General features: G+C 62.0%; 16 protein-coding genes. 10 read left to right on the plus strand and 6 right to left on the minus strand.

Annotated elements, in window-relative coordinates:
• Together MMS95_RS18890 and MMS95_RS18895 are read left to right on the plus strand one after the other, a co-directional pair.
• Window positions 1-904 (plus strand): GH32 C-terminal domain-containing protein (locus MMS95_RS18890; RefSeq protein WP_242142071.1); only part of this gene is annotated, 904 nt, incomplete at its 5' end.
• Between the two features lie 21 nt (window positions 905-925).
• Window positions 926-1969 (plus strand): LacI family DNA-binding transcriptional regulator, encoded by a 1044-nt coding sequence (locus MMS95_RS18895; protein ID WP_033632076.1) that lies wholly within the window; start codon window positions 926-928, stop codon window positions 1967-1969.
• A gap of 57 nt (window positions 1970-2026) precedes the next feature.
• Here MMS95_RS18895 and exbD read toward each other — a convergent pair whose 3' ends face one another.
• Together exbD and exbB are read right to left on the minus strand one after the other, a co-directional pair.
• Window positions 2027-2449 carry a TonB system transport protein ExbD gene (gene exbD / locus MMS95_RS18900; protein ID WP_004937307.1) on the minus strand — a complete coding sequence of 141 codons (423 nt, stop codon included), beginning with the start codon at window positions 2447-2449 and terminating at the stop codon, window positions 2027-2029.
• A 3-nt stretch (window positions 2450-2452) separates the two neighbouring features.
• Window positions 2453-3433, minus strand: coding sequence for a tol-pal system-associated acyl-CoA thioesterase (gene exbB / locus MMS95_RS18905; RefSeq protein WP_004937304.1), 981 nt, complete (start codon window positions 3431-3433; stop codon window positions 2453-2455).
• Between the two features lie 431 nt (window positions 3434-3864).
• On the opposite strand from exbB, the gene metC reads away from it, so the two are divergent.
• Window positions 3865-5061, plus strand: a complete 1197-nt coding sequence (metC, locus tag MMS95_RS18910) for a cystathionine beta-lyase (RefSeq protein WP_033632075.1) — start codon at window positions 3865-3867, stop codon at window positions 5059-5061.
• A gap of 145 nt (window positions 5062-5206) precedes the next feature.
• Window positions 5207-5869, plus strand: coding sequence for a DedA family protein (locus MMS95_RS18915; protein WP_004937300.1), 663 nt, complete (start codon window positions 5207-5209; stop codon window positions 5867-5869).
• Window positions 5870-5879: 10 nt separating this feature from the next.
• Here the strand turns inward: MMS95_RS18915 and MMS95_RS18920 are convergent, their stop codons facing one another.
• Window positions 5880-6800 (minus strand): LysR family transcriptional regulator, encoded by a 921-nt coding sequence (locus MMS95_RS18920; protein ID WP_156866251.1) that lies wholly within the window; start codon window positions 6798-6800, stop codon window positions 5880-5882.
• 108 nt (window positions 6801-6908) lie between these two features.
• Between MMS95_RS18920 and MMS95_RS18925 the strand changes: the two genes are divergently transcribed.
• Window positions 6909-7937: an NAD(P)-dependent alcohol dehydrogenase gene (locus MMS95_RS18925; protein ID WP_015379071.1), complete on the plus strand. Its 1029-nt coding sequence runs from the start codon at window positions 6909-6911 to the stop codon at window positions 7935-7937.
• 7 nt (window positions 7938-7944) lie between these two features.
• Here MMS95_RS18925 and MMS95_RS18930 read toward each other — a convergent pair whose 3' ends face one another.
• Window positions 7945-8862 (minus strand): AraC family transcriptional regulator, encoded by a 918-nt coding sequence (locus tag MMS95_RS18930; RefSeq protein ID WP_015379072.1) that lies wholly within the window; start codon window positions 8860-8862, stop codon window positions 7945-7947.
• A 196-nt stretch (window positions 8863-9058) separates the two neighbouring features.
• Between MMS95_RS18930 and yqhD the strand changes: the two genes are divergently transcribed.
• The 3 genes from yqhD (at window position 9059) to MMS95_RS18945 (ending at window position 12079) form a co-directional block, all read left to right on the plus strand.
• The gene (gene yqhD, locus MMS95_RS18935; RefSeq protein WP_156866252.1) at window positions 9059-10222 is read left to right on the plus strand and encodes an alcohol dehydrogenase; all 1164 of its coding nucleotides are present in this window, start codon (window positions 9059-9061) and stop codon (window positions 10220-10222) included.
• Window positions 10223-10507: 285 nt separating this feature from the next.
• Window positions 10508-11332 (plus strand): 2,5-didehydrogluconate reductase DkgA, encoded by an 825-nt coding sequence (gene dkgA / locus MMS95_RS18940; RefSeq protein ID WP_156866253.1) that lies wholly within the window; start codon window positions 10508-10510, stop codon window positions 11330-11332.
• 141 nt (window positions 11333-11473) lie between these two features.
• Window positions 11474-12079, plus strand: coding sequence for a transglycosylase SLT domain-containing protein (locus MMS95_RS18945; protein WP_004937286.1), 606 nt, complete (start codon window positions 11474-11476; stop codon window positions 12077-12079).
• 63 nt (window positions 12080-12142) lie between these two features.
• Here the strand turns inward: MMS95_RS18945 and MMS95_RS18950 are convergent, their stop codons facing one another.
• Window positions 12143-14311 (minus strand): YgiQ family radical SAM protein, encoded by a 2169-nt coding sequence (locus tag MMS95_RS18950; protein WP_242142075.1) that lies wholly within the window; start codon window positions 14309-14311, stop codon window positions 12143-12145.
• Between the two features lie 80 nt (window positions 14312-14391).
• Complete coding sequence (locus MMS95_RS18955; RefSeq protein ID WP_156866254.1) at window positions 14392-15126, minus strand: GntR family transcriptional regulator; 735 nt, start codon at window positions 15124-15126, stop codon at window positions 14392-14394.
• Between the two features lie 658 nt (window positions 15127-15784).
• Here MMS95_RS18955 and MMS95_RS18960 point away from each other — a divergent pair.
• Both MMS95_RS18960 and MMS95_RS18965 read left to right on the plus strand, forming a co-directional pair.
• The gene (locus MMS95_RS18960) at window positions 15785-17182 is read left to right on the plus strand and encodes a cytosine permease (RefSeq protein WP_004937281.1); all 1398 of its coding nucleotides are present in this window, start codon (window positions 15785-15787) and stop codon (window positions 17180-17182) included.
• Window positions 17179-18111: a PfkB family carbohydrate kinase gene (locus MMS95_RS18965; RefSeq protein WP_103086033.1), complete on the plus strand. Its 933-nt coding sequence runs from the start codon at window positions 17179-17181 to the stop codon at window positions 18109-18111. The genes MMS95_RS18960 and MMS95_RS18965 overlap by 4 nt, the downstream gene beginning before the upstream one ends.
• The last annotated feature ends 34 nt before the right edge of the window (window positions 18112-18145 follow it).

The following is an 18145-nucleotide window of genomic DNA, read 5'->3' on the forward strand; positions in this document are numbered from 1 at the left end:
CTGGTACATGGTGCTCGGCGCGCGTGACCTGCAGGATCGCGGCAAGGTGCTGCTGTTTCGTTCCAGCGATCTGCGCGACTGGCAAGCGCTGGGAGAGATCGCCGGTTCCGGACTGAACGGCTTAGAGGAATTCGGCTACATGTGGGAGTGCCCGGACCTGTTCTCGTTGGACGGCGACGAGGTGTTGATCTGCTGTCCGCAGGGGCTGACGCCGCAGCCGGAACGCTATCTCAACCGTTATCAGGCCGGTTATCTGCTCGGCAAGCTGGATTACCGGCAGGCGGCCTTCAGCCACGGCGAATTCCGCGAGCTGGACGCCGGCTTCGAGTTCTACGCGCCGCAGACGACGTTGGCGGAAGATGGCCGCCGCCTGCTGTTCGGCTGGATGGGCGTGCCCGAGCAAGATGAAGAAGCCCATCCGACGCGCCGTTACGGCTGGATCCACACCATGACCTGCCCGCGCGAACTGTCGCTGCGGCATGGCCGCCTCCACCAGCGCCCGGCGCGCGAGCTGCAACAGCTGCGCGGTGAGCGAGCAGGCTGGCAAGGCCGCGCCGATAACGCCCCCGCCTATGCGCTGGGGGCCGCGGAGCTGCAATTGACGCCGCAGGGCCCGTTCAACGCAACCTTTGGCGACGCGATGACGCTGAACTGGGACGGCGAAAGGCTGCGGCTGACGCGCGCTTCCCTGACCGACGGCCGGCCGGAGCACCGTTACTGGCGCGGCCCGGTCACGCATCTGCAACTGCTGTTCGATCGTTCCAGCGTGGAGATTTTCATCAACCACGGCGAGGCGGTGATGAGCGCACGCTACTTCCCGGCGGATGAGCCGCAACTGCGGCTGTGCGGGAGCGCGCCGCTGGCGTTGGAATACTGGCCGCTGGCGCCATGCATGCTAGAATGACGCATCCTCCGATGACTTCAGATGGCGTCAGTGAAAAAAAATAAACGCATTACCATCAGTGACATCGCCACGCTGGCCGGGGTGTCGAAATCGACCGCCAGCCTGGTGCTGAACGGCCGCAGCAAGGAATACCGGGTGTCCGACGACACCCGCGATCGCATTCTGGCGCTGGCGCACGAACACCATTATCAGCCCAGCATCCACGCCCGCTCTTTGCGCTCCAACCGCAGCCACACGCTGGGGTTGGTAGTGCCGGAGATGACCAACTACGGTTTTGCGGTGATTTCGCGCGAGCTGGAAACGCTGTGCCGCGAAGCCGGCCTGCAGCTGTTGATCGCCTGCACCGATGAAAACCCGGCGCAGGAGATGATGGCGGTGAACAGTCTGGTGCAGCGGCAGGTCGACGGCTTGATTGTCGCCTCCAGCCAGCTAAACGACGCGGAATACCAGAAGATCAATGTCGGACTGCCGGTGGTGCAGATGGACCGTCTGATCGCCGGTTCCGAACTGCCGCTGGTGATCACCGATTCGGTCAACTCGACCGCCGACCTGGTGGAAACGGTCGCGCGCCAACATCCGGATGAGATCTATTTTCTCGGCGGGCAGCCGCGCATTTCGCCGACCCGCGATCGCCTGGCCGGCTTCCAGCTTGGCCTGGAGCGGGCCGGCGTAACGTGCAAACCGGAATGGATCATCAACGGCAACTATCACCCCAGCTCAGGTTACGAGATGTTCGCTCAGCTTTGCGCACAGCTGGGGCGGCCGCCCAAAGCGCTGTTTACCGCCGCCTGCGGCCTGTTGGAAGGGGTGTTGCGTTATCTGACTCAGCATCAGCTGATGGAGAGCGACATCCACCTGTGCAGCTTCGACGATCACTACCTGTTCGACTGCATGACGCTGAAGATCGATACGGTCGCACAGGACTGCCGGGCGTTGGCGCAACATAGCTTCGACCAAGTCACCGCACTGATCGACGAGCGGCCGCTGGAACAGAACGCGCTTTATCTGCCGGGCCGTATCCGCTGGCGCCATGCCGGTTCCCGGGCTTTGTTGGCCGAAGAGTGATATCTCTGAACCAGTAAAAAAGGGCGCCGAAGCGCCCTTTTCTGTTTCATCAGCCCGCTATTTGGCGGCGCCTTCCATGCCCACCAGCCCCACTTTCAGGTAGCCGGCTTTACGCAGGGTGTCCATCACGCTCATCAGCGTTTCATAGTCCACGCTCTTGTCCGCCTGGAAGAAGATGGTGGTTTCTTTGTTAGCCTGGGTGCGTTGATCCAGCACCGAAGTCAACTGATCGGCATTCACCGGCTGATCGCCGACGTAGAGCTGTTTGTCGGCCTTCACCGACAGGAACACCGGTTTTTCCGGCCGCGGCTGCGGCTTGGCGGAGGAGGCCGGCAGATCGACGCGGATATCTACCGTTGCCAGCGGCGCGGCCACCATAAAGATGATCAACAGCACCAACATGACGTCGATAAACGGCGTCACGTTGATTTCATGCAGTTCGCCGCTGTCGTCCAGATCTTCATTTAAGCGCATCGCCATGTCTCACCCCGCCCGCAGTTGGTGCGCGTGCTGTGAGCGCTTGGCTTCCGCCGTCGCGGCCAGATCCAAATCACGGCCCTGCAGCAGCAAGACCTGCGCCGCCACGTCGCCCACCTGCGCGCGGTGGCCGCTGATGACGCGAGCGAAGATGTTGTAGATAACGACGGCAGGGATCGCCGCGACCAGACCCAGCGCGGTCGCCAGCAGCGCTTCCGCGATGCCCGGCGCCACAACCGCCAGGTTGGTGGTCTGCGAATGGGCGATGCCGATGAAGCTGTTCATGATGCCCCACACGGTGCCGAACAGGCCGACGAACGGCGAGATGGCACCGATGGTGGCGAGGAAGCCGTTGCCGCGGCCCATGTTGCGACTGTAGGCCGCCACGCGGCGCTCGAGGCGGAAGCCGGTGCGCTCTTTGATGCCGTTGTTGTCGTTGGATTCCGCAGACAACTCCAGCTCATTTTGCGCGTCGTTCAGCAATACCGCGCTGACGCTCTCCGGACCGAAGTTTTGCGCCAGTTCGGAGGCTTCATCCAGCGAGCGCGCTTCGGCCAGCGCCAGCTGTTCGCGGCGCAGACGGCGCTTGGCGCGCAGCAGTTCGCTGCCTTTGGAGAACAGAATGGTCCAGGTCACGATCGAGGCCAGCACCAGGCCGATCATTACCGCTTTCACCACCGCGTCGGCGTGCTGGTACATGCCCCAAACGGACAGGTCCATGCCGCGGGTTTCCGGTGGCTGGATCGTTGGCGCCGGGTTCACCGGCGTGATGCTCTCCGGCGCGGCGGCTGCAGCAGGTGCAGGCGCGGTGGTCGGCGCAACGCTTTCGGCAACGGCCGGATTGCTCGCCGGCGCGGCCTGCGCGCTGCCGGCCAGCCCTACGACCAGCACCATAGATGCCATCAGGCTGCGGCCGAAGGCCTTGCCCCACTGCGCCCGGCCCTGGCCGAACGATCCTTGATTTAAATTCTTGCCAGCCGTTTTCACGCTGTGCCTCCACCCATTACCGATCAAAATTAAGGAATAATTCAGCGTGCGATCATATCAAACCAACCGGGGATTGATAGTGGTTCTCATTATTATTTACCAAATAAACGAGAAAATTTTAGCCAGCCCCGTTACAAAGCGCCAATCTGTGTCCGTTCACCGCCAAATGCCCCTTTTATAGGGTGATTTCGTTACTTTTATCCCACAACGGCGCAACAAGACCACGCTGCCGAACGGCGCCTCAGCCGAGGAATGGACTTCTCTGTTCCCACTCGGCAGAAGGATTACGCGAGAAATGCGTGACCGGCAGCCAATTATAGCCGTTTCTATATCTGGAAGTTAAAACGTCTGGATGGCTATATTAACTCATGTTAACGTAAGGGCTATCGTAAACGGGCACGTGCAGAGCAACCAGAGGTGAGCCAGGTACCATGACGTCAAAACATATCGAAACCGCGCTGATCGGCGCCGGCCGCGGCAAACGCTACACCCAGGGCTCCGTCAATCCCGTCACGCAACGCGCCTCTTCTTTGGTCTTCGACTCCGTCGCTGCCAAAAAACACGCCACCGCGCAACGCGCCCACGGCGAGCTGTTTTACGGCCGACGCGGCACCCTGACCCACTTCGCCCTGCAGGATGCGATGGTGGAGCTGGAGGGCGGCGCCGGCTGCGTGCTGTACCCCTGCGGCGCGGCGGCAGTGGCCAATGCGATCCTGTCGTTCGTCGGCGCCGGCGATCACCTGCTGGTCACCGGCTCTGCGTACGAGCCGACCCAGGATTTCTGCACCCATATCCTCGGCCGCATGAACGTCAGCACCACCTATTTCGATCCGCTGATCGGCGCCGACATCGCCAAACTGATCCAGCCCAATACCCGCGTGGTGTTCCTGGAATCCCCCGGCTCCATCACCCTGGAAGTGCAGGATATCCCGGCGATGGTGCAGGCCATTCGCGCCGTGGCGCCGGACGTGGTGATCATGATCGACAACACCTGGGCGGCGGGGGTGCTGTTCAAGGCGCTGGATTTCGACATCGACATTTCTATTCAGGCCGGCACCAAATACCTGATCGGCCATTCCGATTACATGCTTGGCACCGCCGTCGCCAACGCGCGCTGTTGGGATCAACTGCGCGAGTACTCCTATCTGATGGGGCAGATGGTGGATGCCGACACCGCCTACATGGCGAGCCGCGGCCTGCGTACCCTGAGCGTGCGGCTGAAGCAGCACGAACGCAGCAGCATCGAGGTCGCCAACTGGCTGGCGGCGCGGCCGGAGGTGGCGACGGTCAATCATCCGGCCCTGCCGAGCTGCAAGGGCCACGAGTTCTACCGCCGCGACTTCAGCGGCTGCAACGGGCTGTTCTCTTTCGTGCTGAAGGAACGGCTGGACGATACGCAGTTGGCCGCTTACCTGGATAACTTCAGCCACTTCAGCATGGCCTACTCCTGGGGCGGCTTCGAGTCGCTGATCCTGGCCAACCAGCCGGAAGAACTGGAAGCGATCCGCCCGGCGGGCGGCGTCGATTTTTCCGGCACGCTGGTGCGGTTGCATATCGGCCTGGAGAACGTCGAAGACCTGATCGCCGATCTGGCGGCCGGCTTCGATCGCCTCAACGGCGTGCGCTAAGGCGGATTCCGATAATTTTCTTCGTCTCGTTTAATGTCGGCTTAAGCTATTAGCGGTACACTAACCGGGTAACTGTCAGATACGGTAACCGCCGCATCCTGGAGAATGTGACCCCGGGCGCAACCGGCATGCAACAGGACATAAAATGGATGTATTACGAGAGATTATTCATGCGCTTTGGCAGCAGGACTTTATCGCCCTCGCCGATCCAAGCGTAATTTGGGTGGTTTACGCCGTACTTTTCACCACTCTGTTTTTGGAAAACGGACTGCTGCCCGCCTCCTTCCTTCCCGGTGACAGCCTGCTGCTGCTGTCGGGCGCGCTGATCGCCAAAGGCGTGATGGGCTTTGCCCCCACCCTGCTGATTCTGACCGCCGCCGCCGGTCTCGGCTGCTGGCTGAGCTATATCCAGGGCCGCTGGCTGGGCCACACCGGCCTGGTGAAGAGCTGGCTGCTGCAACTGCCGGCACAGTACCACCAGCGCGCGCACAACCTGTTCAACCGCCACGGGCTGACGGCGCTGCTGATCGGCCGCTTCCTCGGTTTCGTGCGCACCCTGCTGCCGACCATGGCCGGCATTTCCGGGCTCAACAGCTCTCGTTTCCAGGTGTTCAACTGGCTGAGCGCGGCGATCTGGGTCTGCGCGCTGGTCGGCCTCGGCTACGCGTTCAGCCAAATCCCTCTGGTGAAACGCTACGAAAGCCAGGTGATGACCGGCCTGATGCTGCTGCCGCTGCTGCTGCTGTTTGTCGGCCTGCTGGGCGCCATGCTGGTGATCTGGCGTAAAAAACGCGCCGCCTCTTCCTGAATCGGGCGCGCTACAGCGCCTTCTCGACCAACGCCAGACTGGCAGGCAGTTTGCTTACCAGCGTATCCACCGCCAGCCGCACCTTCAGCGGCAGGTGAGGCGTGTGCGGCCACACCGCATGCGCTTCAAAGGCGGCGCCCGGCCGATCGCGCAGCAAGCGCACCAGCGCCCCGCTCAACAACTGCTCACGCACCAGCCAGCACGGCAGCCAGGCGATGCCGAAACCCGCCGTCGCCGCATCCGCAATGGCCTGCAGGTCGTCCATTTGCAGCCGGTTGTTCGGCATCACGTCCTGCGGCTTGCCGTCGCTATCCAATACCAGCCAGCTGCGCCGCGCGCCGGCGCGCATATAGGTCACCGCCTCATGCTGCGACAATTGCTCGATGCTGTGCGGTTCGCCGCACCGCTGCAGATAGGCCGGCGAGGCGCACAGCGTCATACGGTGATCGCCGATTCGGCGCGCCACCAAGCCGCTGCTGTTAGCCAGCGTACCGTTGCGGATCGCCATATCGAAGCCGTCCTCAATCAGATCCACCACCCGATCGCTGAACGACAGCTCCAACTCCAACCCAGGATGCTCGCGCGTCAGTTCGGTCAGCAGCGGCGCAATGCACATGCGGCCAAACAGCACCGGCATCGACACCCGCAGCCGACCGCTGACCTGCCGCTTGCCCGACTCCAGCAGCGTTTCCGCGCCACGGATCTCCTCCAGCGCCCGCAGGCAGCGCTCGTAGAACAGCGCACCGTCGTCGGTCAGGCTCTGGCTGCGCGTGGTGCGATGAAACAGCCGCACCCCCAGCCGCTGCTCCAACCGGGCGATAGTTTTGCCGACCGCCGAACGCGAAAGATGCAGCCGACTGGCCGCCACTGCAAAACTGCCCGCCTCCACGGCGGTAACGAATACCGAAATGCCGCTCAACCGATCGCTCATGATTTGTCGCTCTGAAAGAAACAATCTGCGGAAATCTTATCGCCACTGGCGAACCTTCATCAACGATATTATCGGCAGGTCTGTTAATCGCTGACTTTGGAGAACATCATGACCAATACAATGCAACGCTGGACGATGAGCGCCCTGGGGCGTGAGCACCTGCAGCTGAGCGCAAGCGCCATCCCACAGCCGGGGCCGCACGAAATCAGAGTGAAAGTGAAGGCTATCTCACTCAATTACCGTGACAAACTGATGATAGAAAGCGGCATGGGGCTCACGCTGCCGCAGCCGTTCACGCCCGCCTCGGACATGGCCGGCGAGGTCGATGCCATCGGCCCCGGCGTCAGCCGCTTTCAGCCCGGCGCGCGCGTCATTTCCACCTTCAGCCCCGGTTGGCTCGACGGCGAGCAAAAACCCTACGGCGATGCGCGCCGGGTGCCTTACCACACCCTCGGCGGTTTTTATCAGGGCGTGCTGGCGGAATACGTGATTTTGCATGAAGACTGGCTGGTAGCGGCGCCGGCGTCGCTGGACGACGTCCAGGCCAGCACCCTGCCGTGCGCCGGGCTGACCGCCTGGTTCGCGCTGGTGGAACAAGGCAAACTGCATGCCGGCGATACGGTGCTGGTGCAAGGCACCGGCGGCGTGGCGCTGTTCGCGCTGCAGATCGCCAAAGCCCACGGCGCGGAGGTCTATGTCACCTCCGGCAGCGATGAAAAGCTGGCGCGAGCCCTGGCATTGGGCGCCAATCATGGCATCAACCGGCTGGACGGCGATTGGGTGGAGGCGATTTATGCGCTGACGCAGGATCGCGGCATCGACCATGTGATCGACACCGTCGGCGGCACCAACCTCGGCAACTCGGTGCGCGCCGTGGCGGTGGGAGGACGCATCTCGGTAATCGGCATCCTGGAAGGCAACGAGATTTCCGCTCCCGCCGGCCCACTGCTATTAAAATCCGCAGTGATTCAGGGCATCGGCGTCGGCCACCGCCGCGCGCTGGAAGACCTGGTGCGCGCCGTGGACGCCGTCAACCTGCAGCCGGTGATCGACCAGGTATACCGCTTCGATCAGCTGTCTCAGGCGTTGGATCACCTCGATCGCGGGCCATTCGGCAAGATCGTCTTAACCCCATAAACGCGGCTCAGCCCTCCAGCAGCAGCGGGTTGGCCTCGCGCAGCCGGGCGACTTCATCGCTCGGCGTCATGCCGAACAGCCGTTTGAACTCGCGGCTGAACTGCGACGCGCTTTCGTAGCCGACGCGGATCGCCGCCGTGCTGGCCTTCAGACCGTCATGAACCATCAACAGGCGCGCCTTATGCAGCCGGTACGACTTCACGTACTGCAGCGGCGAAGTGTTGGTCACCGCCTTGAAGTTGTGATGGAACGCCGAGACGCTCATGTTGACCTCGCTGGCCAACTGCTCGACGTTGATGCTGTCGGCATACTGATGTTCGATACGCCGCAGTGCCTTGGCGATCTGGCTGAAGTGGGTATGCCGATTGACCAACTCCTGCAGCGACGCGCCGCAGGCGCCGCGCAGCACATAATAGAGAATCTCCCGTACGATCTGCGGCCCAAGCACCCGGGCGTCGAGCGGATTGGCCATCACGTCCAGCAGACGCTCGGTGGCGCACAGCAACTCTTCCGTCATTTCCGCCAGGTTCACCCCGTTGCTCTCCGCCCGCGGTTGCATCAGGTAGTCGTCATCGCCGATGTCGATCAGCAAGTCCTGCAGCATTTGGGTATCGATATTGACCGCCAACCCAACCAGCGGCAGTTCCGGGCTGGCGAAGGTTTCGCATTCAAACGGCAGCGGCACCGTCATCAGCAGGTAGTTGCGCGGATCGTATTGGAACTTCTTATTGCCGCAATAACCGACCTTGTGCCCCTGAAAAACGATGACGATCCCCGGTTCATACATCACCGGCTGACGCGGGCTGTGGCGATCGACATACAAAATCTTCACCCGCGGCACCGGCGACGGCGTGTAGCCGTTGCCGCTGGCGATAGCCATCGCCTGGCGCGCCATGCGGCTGCGCAGCGCATCGATTTCAATCACGGAAACACCCTCTTACAGTCAGAACGATTCGGCATAAATCATAATTTAAAACTCGCCATTTCTACACTGACTTGTAGGAATAGGCAAGAACCAAACAGGAATGTGCATTGTGCGTTGCCGCCCGGTTCCTGACAATACGGGCCAGACACCTTTGCGCCGCTTTGGCGCCCGCCTGACAGAAAGAGAGAAATCAACCATGCACAACTTCATTCTGCATACCCCAACCAAAATCCTGTTCGGCAAGGAGCAAATTGCCGAAGTGGCCAGCCAAATCCCGGCGGACGCGCGCATCCTGATCACCTACGGTGGCGGCAGCGTGAAGAAAAACGGCGTGCTGGATCAGGTGCATAGCGCGCTGGCCGGCCGCGACGTGCGGGAGTTCTCCGGCATCGAGCCGAACCCGACCTACGAAACGCTGATGAAAGCGGTCGAGGTGGTGAAAGCGGAAAACATCGATTTCCTGCTGGCGGTCGGTGGCGGTTCGGTGGTTGACGGCACCAAGTTCATCGCCGCCGCCGCCCGTTATACCGCCAGCAGCGACGCCTGGCACATTCTGCAGACCGTCGGCAGCCACATCGCCGACGCGGTGCCGATGGGCTGCGTGCTGACGCTGCCGGCCACCGGCTCCGAGTCCAACAGCGGCGCGGTGATCACCCGCAAAAGCAGCGGCGACAAGCAGCACTTCTTCTCACCGCTGGTGCAGCCGCGCTTCGCCGTGCTGGATCCGGTGGTGACCTACTCGCTGCCGCCGCGCCAGATCGCCAACGGCGTGGTCGACGCCTTCGTGCACACCCTGGAGCAGTATCTGACCTATCCGGTCGACGCCAAAGTGCAGGATCGCTTCGCCGAAGGCCTGCTGTTGACCCTGCTGGAAGACGGCCCGCGCGCGCTGGCCGAGCCGGAGAACTATGCGGTGCGCGCCAACGTGATGTGGAGCGCCACCATGGCGCTGAACGGCCTGATCGGCGCAGGCGTGCCGCAGGACTGGGCGACCCACATGCTGGGCCATGAGCTGACCGCCATGCACGATCTCGACCACGCGCAAACGCTGGCCATCGTGCTGCCGGCGCTGCTGCACGAGAAGAAAGCGCAGAAGCGCGAAAAACTGCTGCAGTACGCTGACCGCGTCTGGGGCCTGCGCGAAGGCAGCGAAGACAGCCGTATCGACGGCGCCATCGCCGCCACCCGCGCCTTCTTCGAGCAGATGGGCGTGCCGACCCGCATGGCGGATTATCAGCTCGACGGCAGCAGCATTCCGGCGCTGCTCGACAAGCTCCATCAGCACGGCATGACCGACCTGGGGGAGCATCAGGACATCACCCTGGACGTCAGCCGCCGCATTTATGAAGCGGCGCGTTAATCGCAAAACGGCGATTTTTTGCTAGGCTTTAGTCTCCGCCAGCCATTTTTCGCCGCATCCTGCGCCCGGCCGATCACCGGGCGCAGTCGGGCGCTTCAGCGCCGCCGATCGTTTCGCACCACTCGTCTTACCGCTCATTCGCAGGGAGAGCGGGGAGAAAATAGCCCTCCCGCCACCGCTGAAATTAGGCTGGCAAACCCGGCAACCGCCCATTTTGCCAACTAGAATTTATCTATAGCCGTTTCGGCGCCGCAGGCGCCGCAATCCGTACACAAGGAGATGCGCATGACAACGCAACAACCCATCATCAAACTCCACGATGGTAATCTGATGCCGCAGTTGGGTCTCGGCGTTTGGCAGGCGAGTATTGAAGAGACCACCCGCGCGGTGAGCAAAGCGCTGGAGATCGGTTACCGCTCCATCGACACCGCCGCGATCTACAAGAACGAGGAAGGCGTCGGCGCCGCGCTGCAGTCCAGCTCGCTGCCGCGCAGCGACCTGTTCATCACCACCAAGCTGTGGAACGACGATCAGGGCGATCCGCTGGCGGCGCTGGAAACCAGCCTGGAAAAACTCAAGCTGGACTATGTGGATCTGTATCTTATCCACTGGCCGCGCCCGCAGCAGGATCAATACGTCTCCGCCTGGCGCGAACTGATCAAACTGCGCGAGCAAGGCCTGGTGAAAAGCATCGGCGTTTGCAACTTCCATACGCCGCACCTGCAGCGCCTGCTGGATGAAACCAACGTGGCGCCGGTCGTCAACCAGATAGAGCTGCACCCGCTGCTGCAACAGCGCCAGCTGCGCGCCTGGAACGCCACGCACCATATCGCCACCGAATCCTGGAGCCCGCTGGCGCAAGGCGGTGAAGGCGTGTTCGACCAGCCGCTGATCAAGACGCTGGCCGAGAAATACGAGAAAACCCCGGCGCAGATTGTGGTGCGCTGGCACCTGGACAGCGGGCTTATCGTCATCCCGAAATCGGTCACGCCGTCGCGTATCCGCGAAAACTTCGAGGTATTTGATTTCAAACTCGATAAGGACGAGCTGGGCGAGATCGCCAAGCTGGATGTCGGCAACCGCCTGGGGCCGGATCCGGATACCCTGTAACCCCCTCAAGCCCTCTCCGGCCGGAGGGGGCTTTTCCTTCCCGCACATTGCTCCTTTGCGCCGCCTGACGTTATGATGACGACGCCGGAGGCTCCAGCCGCCGGTTCACGCCGTTAAAAAAACAGACAAGCACGGAGCACCATGAAATTCTCTTTCTCACACGGGTCACGGCTGGGCATGCTTTGCATCATGCTGGTGCTGGCGGGTTGCGCCGGCAAGAAACAGCGCGTCAGCTACGATCGCCACGCCTTCGACAGCGCCATCAAAGACGCCGCCAGCGAATACGGCGTGGACGCCAAGCTGATCACCGCCATGATCCAGGTGGAGTCCGGCTTCAACCCTTCCGCAGTGAGCAGATCCAATGCGATCGGCCTGATGCAGCTGAAAGCCGATACCGCCGGCTGCGATGCCTATCGCTACAAAGGCAAACGCGGCTGCCCGGACGACGATGACCTGCGGGATCCCGACACCAATATCGATCTTGGCGCCGCCTATCTGGCCACCTTGCAAAAACAACAGCTTAAAGGGATCGCCAATCCCGTCACGCTGCGCTACGCCACCATCATCGCCTACGTCAACGGCACCGGCGCGCTGCTGCGCACCTTCTCCAGCAACCGTCAGCAGGCGATCGCGATGATCAACAACCTGTCGCCGGAGGCCTTTAACTGGCACGTACGCAAATACCATCCCGCGCCGCAGGCGCCGCGCCATTTGATGAAAGTGGAAGCCGCCTACGAGCAGCTGTGACGCTCAAAAGTAAAAAGGAGAACCCGAGGGTTCTCCTTTTTGTTTACGCACGCGGTGCGGCCGTTACGGCTTGGCTTTGCGAATCGGTTTGCGCGGCGGCCGGTTGGACGGCGTGCGCTGCCGATTGATATCGGTATGTTTGGTCAGCGCCGGCCGGGTATGGCGCTGCAGGCGTTTCGCTTCGCGCTGCTCGTCGATGCTCGGCGCCGGCACCAGACAATCGCGGCGGCTGCCGATCAGGTGCTTCAGGCCCATCTCTTCCAGCGCGGCGCGGATCAGCGCCCAGTTGGCCGGATCGTGGTAACGCAGCAGCGCCTTATGCAGGCGGCGCTGGCGATCGCCGCGCGGCACCACCACGTCTTCGCTCTTGTACCCCACCTTGCTCAGCGGTTTTTTGCCGCTGTAATACATGGTGGTGGAGTTGGCCATCGGCGAAGGATAGAAGTTCTGCACCTGATCGAGGCGGAAACGGTTCTTCTTCAGCCACAGCGCCAGGTTCACCATGTCTTCATCACGGGTGCCCGGGTGCGACGAGATAAAGTATGGGATCAGGTACTGCTCTTTGCCCGCCAGCTTCGAATAGTGATCAAACAGCTGCTTGAAGCGATCGTAACTGCCCATGCCCGGTTTCATCATCTTCGACAACGGGCCTTCTTCGGTGTGCTCCGGCGCGATCTTCAGATAGCCGCCGACGTGGTGGGTCGCCAGTTCCTTGATATAGCGCGGATCTTCCACCGCCAGATCGTAACGTACCCCGGAAGCGATCAGGATCTTCTTGATGCCCTCCAGAGAACGCGCGCGGCGGTAAAGCTTGATGGTCGGCTCGTGGTTGGTATCCATGTAGGTGCAGATCTCCGGATACACGCACGAGGCGCGGCGGCAGGTCTGCTCAGCGCGCGGGTTGGTGCAACGCAGCATGTACATGTTGGCGGTCGGGCCGCCCAGATCGGAGATCACACCGGTAAAGCCCGGCACCTTGTCACGGATCTCTTCGATTTCGCGAACGATCGAATCTTCCGAACGGCTCTGGATGATGCGCCCTTCGTGCTCGGTGATCGAACAGAACGAACAGCCGCCGTAGCAACCGCGCATGATGTTCACCGAGAAACGGATCATGTCATAGGCCGGAATGCGATCCTGGCCGTAGGACGGGTGCGGTACGCGTTGATAAGGCAGGGCGAAGACGCTGTCCATCTCCGGCGTGGTCAGCGGGATCGCCGGCGGGTTGATCCACACATAACGGTCACCGTGTTTCTGCATCAGCGCGCGGGCGCAGCCTGGGTTGGTTTCATGGTGCAAAATGCGCGAGGTGTGCGCATACAGCACCTTGTCGCCCTTCACTTTCTCGAAGGACGGCAGCAGCACGTAGGTCTTCTCCCACGGCTTCGGTTTGGCGGCGCGCACGGTGACAGGCTTGGCTTCCGGCTCTTTCGGCTTGGCGCCGTCGGCGCACGGCAGATCCTCGCCGTACGGGTTCGGGATAGGTTCGATGCGGCCCGGCTTGTCGAGGCGGGTGGAATCCACGCCGCTCCAACCCGGCAGCGCTTCTTTGCGCATCACCGCAGTATTGCGGATATCGTGGATATCGCCGATCTTCTCACCGGCGGCCAGACGGTGCGCCACTTCCACCAGCGGACGCTCGCCGTTGCCGTAGATCAGCATGTCGGCTTTGGAGTCCACCAGCACCGAGCGGCGCACGGTATCCGACCAGTAATCGTAGTGAGCGATGCGCCGCAGACTGGCTTCAATGCCGCCCAGCACGATCGGCACGTCTTTATAGGCTTCTTTGCAGCGCTGGCTGTAGACCAGGGTGGCGCGATCCGGCCGCTTGCCGCCGACGTTGCCGGCGGTATAGGCATCGTCGTGGCGCAGTTTGCGATCGGCGGTGTAGCGGTTGATCATCGAGTCCATGTTGCCGGCGGTGATGCCGAAGAACAGGTTCGGTTTCCCCAACCGCATGAAGTCTTCTTTATTGCTCCAGTCCGGCTGCGCGATGATGCCGACGCGAAAGCCCTGCGCTTCCAGCATGCGGCCGATGATCGCCATGCCGAAGCTTGGGTGATCGACATAGGCGTCGCCGCTGATGATGATCACGTCGCAGCTGTCCCAGCCCAGTTGATCCATCTCTGCCCGCGACATCGGTAAAAACGGCGCGGTGCCAAAACATTCGGCCCAATAAGGCTTATAGGAAAACAGTTCACGATCGGGTTGGATCAGGCTGGTGGTGCTCATTCTGCTGCTCTTTTTACAGGTTAATTAATCGCCGGGCGGCGATTATACGCACTAGCAGCAAAAAGAGCATGGTTATTTCGCTAACCGTTCACTTCGAATTCATAAACGTCGCTGCGGCACAAGATATCGCTGAACTCCAACGCCTCACCCTGAGCGTTGCGGCTGGTTTGGATGATGTGCAACAACGGCGCGCCGCACGGCACGTTGAGCAGTTCGGCGACCTCGTCGCTGCAGGACACCGCCTTCAACAGAAAGTGTTTATCCTCCGGCACGATGCCGCGCGATTGCCATAACGCATACAGTGAATGCTCCAGCTGCGACGGTTCGGGCAAGAAGCGCGGCGGTATATAGGTGGTTTCCAGCGAGACCGGGCTGCCGTTCAGCAAGCGTAACCGCCGCAGTTTGATCACTTCATCCCCCTCCGCCAGCCCTAACGCCGCCGCGGCCTTGGCCGGCGCGCCGACTCGGGTGCGCAGCAGCCATCGATTGCTGACGCGGCTGCCATGACGCAGCGCCTGAGCGGTGAAACCGCTGTCCTTATCGAGGGAATAGCCGATGCGCATCGCCACGCGGGTGCCAACGCCCTGCTGCCGCGAAATCAGCCCCTTCTCCTCCAGCAGCTTCATCGCCTTGCTGACGGTGACGCGCGACAGCGCCAAACCTTCCGCCATCTGCCGTTCCGGCGGCAGAAATGCCTCCGCCGCCAACACCTGCTGCCTGATCGCGGTTTCTATCGCCGTCGCCAGCTGAATATAACGCGGCGCTACCGCCCCCTGGGCCAGATGGCCACGCAGCCAGGCCATAAAATCCGTCATTCGCCCGCCCTCTTACCTATGCCATTTGTCTGGATTTCGTTTTTTATCCTATCGCCGATCCGGCGATAAGCCCCTCACCTTAACTAAAATATCGCTAATGTTTTCAGAGTGGCATCACAATTTTTGCCTAATGGACTTTCATTGGATCTAGATCGCGCGTAATCTGTGCTTATTGATGTTGATACATCAATCGCACCAACACCAGGGACCCACTTTAAAAACAATAAAAAACCCGCTGCCAGCCCTAAAGGATACCCTTGATGGCCGGTAGCGGGCCTATACTGTCAGCACAAACGGCCGAGAATAAGCAACATAGCTAATGGATAGCCTGCTCACTGCTCATCGCCGCATCACAGGATCCCCTCGCGGTGGGCGAACCGGATCGATGTCGGCAAATAGAAAGGTTCCCGCTTCGCCAAACCCCGCTGCAGACCCACTCTTTGACTACACTCATTGGCGCCGTGCGGCCGACGTGCCTCACCCGATAAGGCGGATACCGCCCTCATTTTGACAGACCCGGCGGCATCAGCCGCTACACACTGCGCGGAATCGGCGTCTTCACCGACAACAGGATAGCCGGCCTCAACCGCGCCAACGGAATCGATTTTCAGTCAACTGCGGCGGCCCTCGCGGCCCTGCGCAACAGGGATCATTTGCTATGACCGATATCAATCGCAATGAAGCATGGAAGGTAGAAAGCACCGGTATCGACAGGGTGCCGGACGCGGAACAGACCGGTAAGCCCATCGAGCTGTTTTGGATCTGGTCGGCGGCCAATATCGGTATTCTCGGCGTGGTGTACGGCGCCATCATCGTCGGCTTCGGCTTATCCTTTCTGCAATCGGTACTCGCCGCGCTGGTCGGCGTCGCCAGCTTCGTGCTGGTCGGCCTCACCAGCTTCGCCGGCAAGCGTGGGCGCACCTCTACGCTGACGCTCTCGCGGGTGATTTTCGGGCTGAAGGGCAACGTGGCGCCCACCCTGTTCAGTTGGATCAACCTGATGGGCTGGGAAGCGGTCAACGTGATCACCGGCACCCTGACGCTGGCGGCGCTGTTCGAGGCCTTCGGACTGGGAACCAGCCACCTGCTGACCGCGCTCAGCCTGCTGCTGTTCGGCGGGCTCACTGTCGTCGTCAGCCTGCTGGGGCAAAATACCGTGGTCTGGATGCAAAGCTGGTTCAGCCGCATCTTCGGCACCATGACGCTGATTGTGGTGCTCTATATCCTGTTCAATACCGAGTGGAGCCAGGTGCTGGCGCTGCCTTCCGGCAGCTGGCTGACCGGTTTCCTGCCGGCGGTATCGGTGATCGCCGCCGGCACCGGCATCAGCTGGGCAATCGCCGGCGCCGATTACAGCCGCTATCAAAGCCCGAGCTCGTCGAGCAAAGGCATTTTCGCCGCGGTGATGGGCGGTGCCTGTTTGCCGCTAATGCTGCTGATGCTGGCCGGTATTCTGCTTTCCGTGCAGCTCCCCGATCTGGCCAGCGCCGCCAACCCCATCGCGCTGATAGGCTCGGTGCTGCCCGCCTGGATGGCCATCCCTTATCTGCTGGCCGCCACCGCCGGCATCGTCACCATCGCGGTGCTCAGCCTGTATTCCGCCAGCCTTAACCTGCTGACCATCGGCGTGCAGGTCAAACAGTGGCTGGCGGTATCGATCGACGCCGTGGTGGTGCTGGGCATCGCCCTGTATGTCCTGTTCATCTCCGGCGATTTCATGGGGCCGTTCATCTCCTTCCTGGTGTTCTGCGGGGTGTTCCTGGCGGCCTGGGAGGCGATTTTCCTGCTCGATTACCTGTGCCTGCGCCGCCGCCACGGGTATGATGGCAACGCTTTGTACGGCCTGCATGGCCAGAACCGCGGCGTGCGCAAAGCCCCGCTGTTCTGCTGGTTCCTCGGCGCCCTGTGCGGCCTGCTGGTCACCAAAACCGGTTTTATCGACGGCCCGCTGGCCAAAGGCTTGTTCGCCGACTCCAGCCTGGGGCTGTTTGTGTCGTTTGCGGTGAGTCTGATCGCTTACGGTCTGTACCTGACCCAACGCAGAGAACATCAATGAATGAGTGGGAAGCTGTAACACCTGTCCTGGTGATGGGGGGCGCGGTCGGCGATCTGGTGATGACGCTGCCCCGCCTGCCGACCAGCGGCGAAGATATCGAAGCCCAGCCGCAGGCGCGGCAAATCGGCGGCTGCGCGTTCAACGTAGCGCGCGCGCTGATGCGCCTTGAAGTTCCGGTGATCAACGGTATGCCGGTCGGCAACGGCGAATGGGGCGCGGCGATCGAAGCCGCCATGGGCGAACTGGGGCTGGAGGTGCTGTTGCGCCACGGCCAGATGGACAACGGCTGGTGCCTGGCGCTGGTGGAACCGGACGGCGAACGCACCTTTATCACGGTTTCCGGTTGCGAAAGCCAATGGAATAAAGCGCAGCTGGCGACCCTGCCGCTGACGGAACACACGCTGATCTACGCCAGCGGCTACGAGCTGGCCGGCGAAAACGGCGAAGCGCTGCGCGAGTGGCTGACGCGCATGCCGTTCGACCAACCGCGCCTGATCGATCCCGGCCCGCGCATCGCCCAGCTCAGCGAAGATTTCTTCGCCATGCTCAGCGACAGCCACACCCTGCTGACGCTCAACCGCGACGAAGTGGCCACGCTGTGCGGCGCCGGCGACGCCGTGGAGGCCGCACAGCGCTATGCCGCCGCCCGTAATCTGACGCTGATTTGCCGCCTGGATCGCGACGGCGCGTGGATCTGCGACGGCCGCACGCCGCCGCTGCACGTTCCGGCCTATCCGGTAGAGGTCGTTGACACCATCGGCGCGGGCGATGCCCACTGCGCCGGTTTGCTGGCGGGCCTGTCCGCCGGCTGGCCGCTGCCGCAGGCGGTCGATCTGGCCAACCGGGTCGCCGCTTGCGTGGTGGCCAGCCTCGGGGCCGCCAATCCGCCGGACCAGCAGCAGCTGCAGCAGCGCTTCCCGCAGGCCTGACGTTTCAGGGCGCAGCAAAGCCGCGCCCTCTGCC

The sequence above is a fragment of the Serratia sp. PGPR-27 genome (assembly GCF_022678525.1).
Taxonomy (GTDB): domain Bacteria; phylum Pseudomonadota; class Gammaproteobacteria; order Enterobacterales; family Enterobacteriaceae; genus Serratia; species Serratia nematodiphila.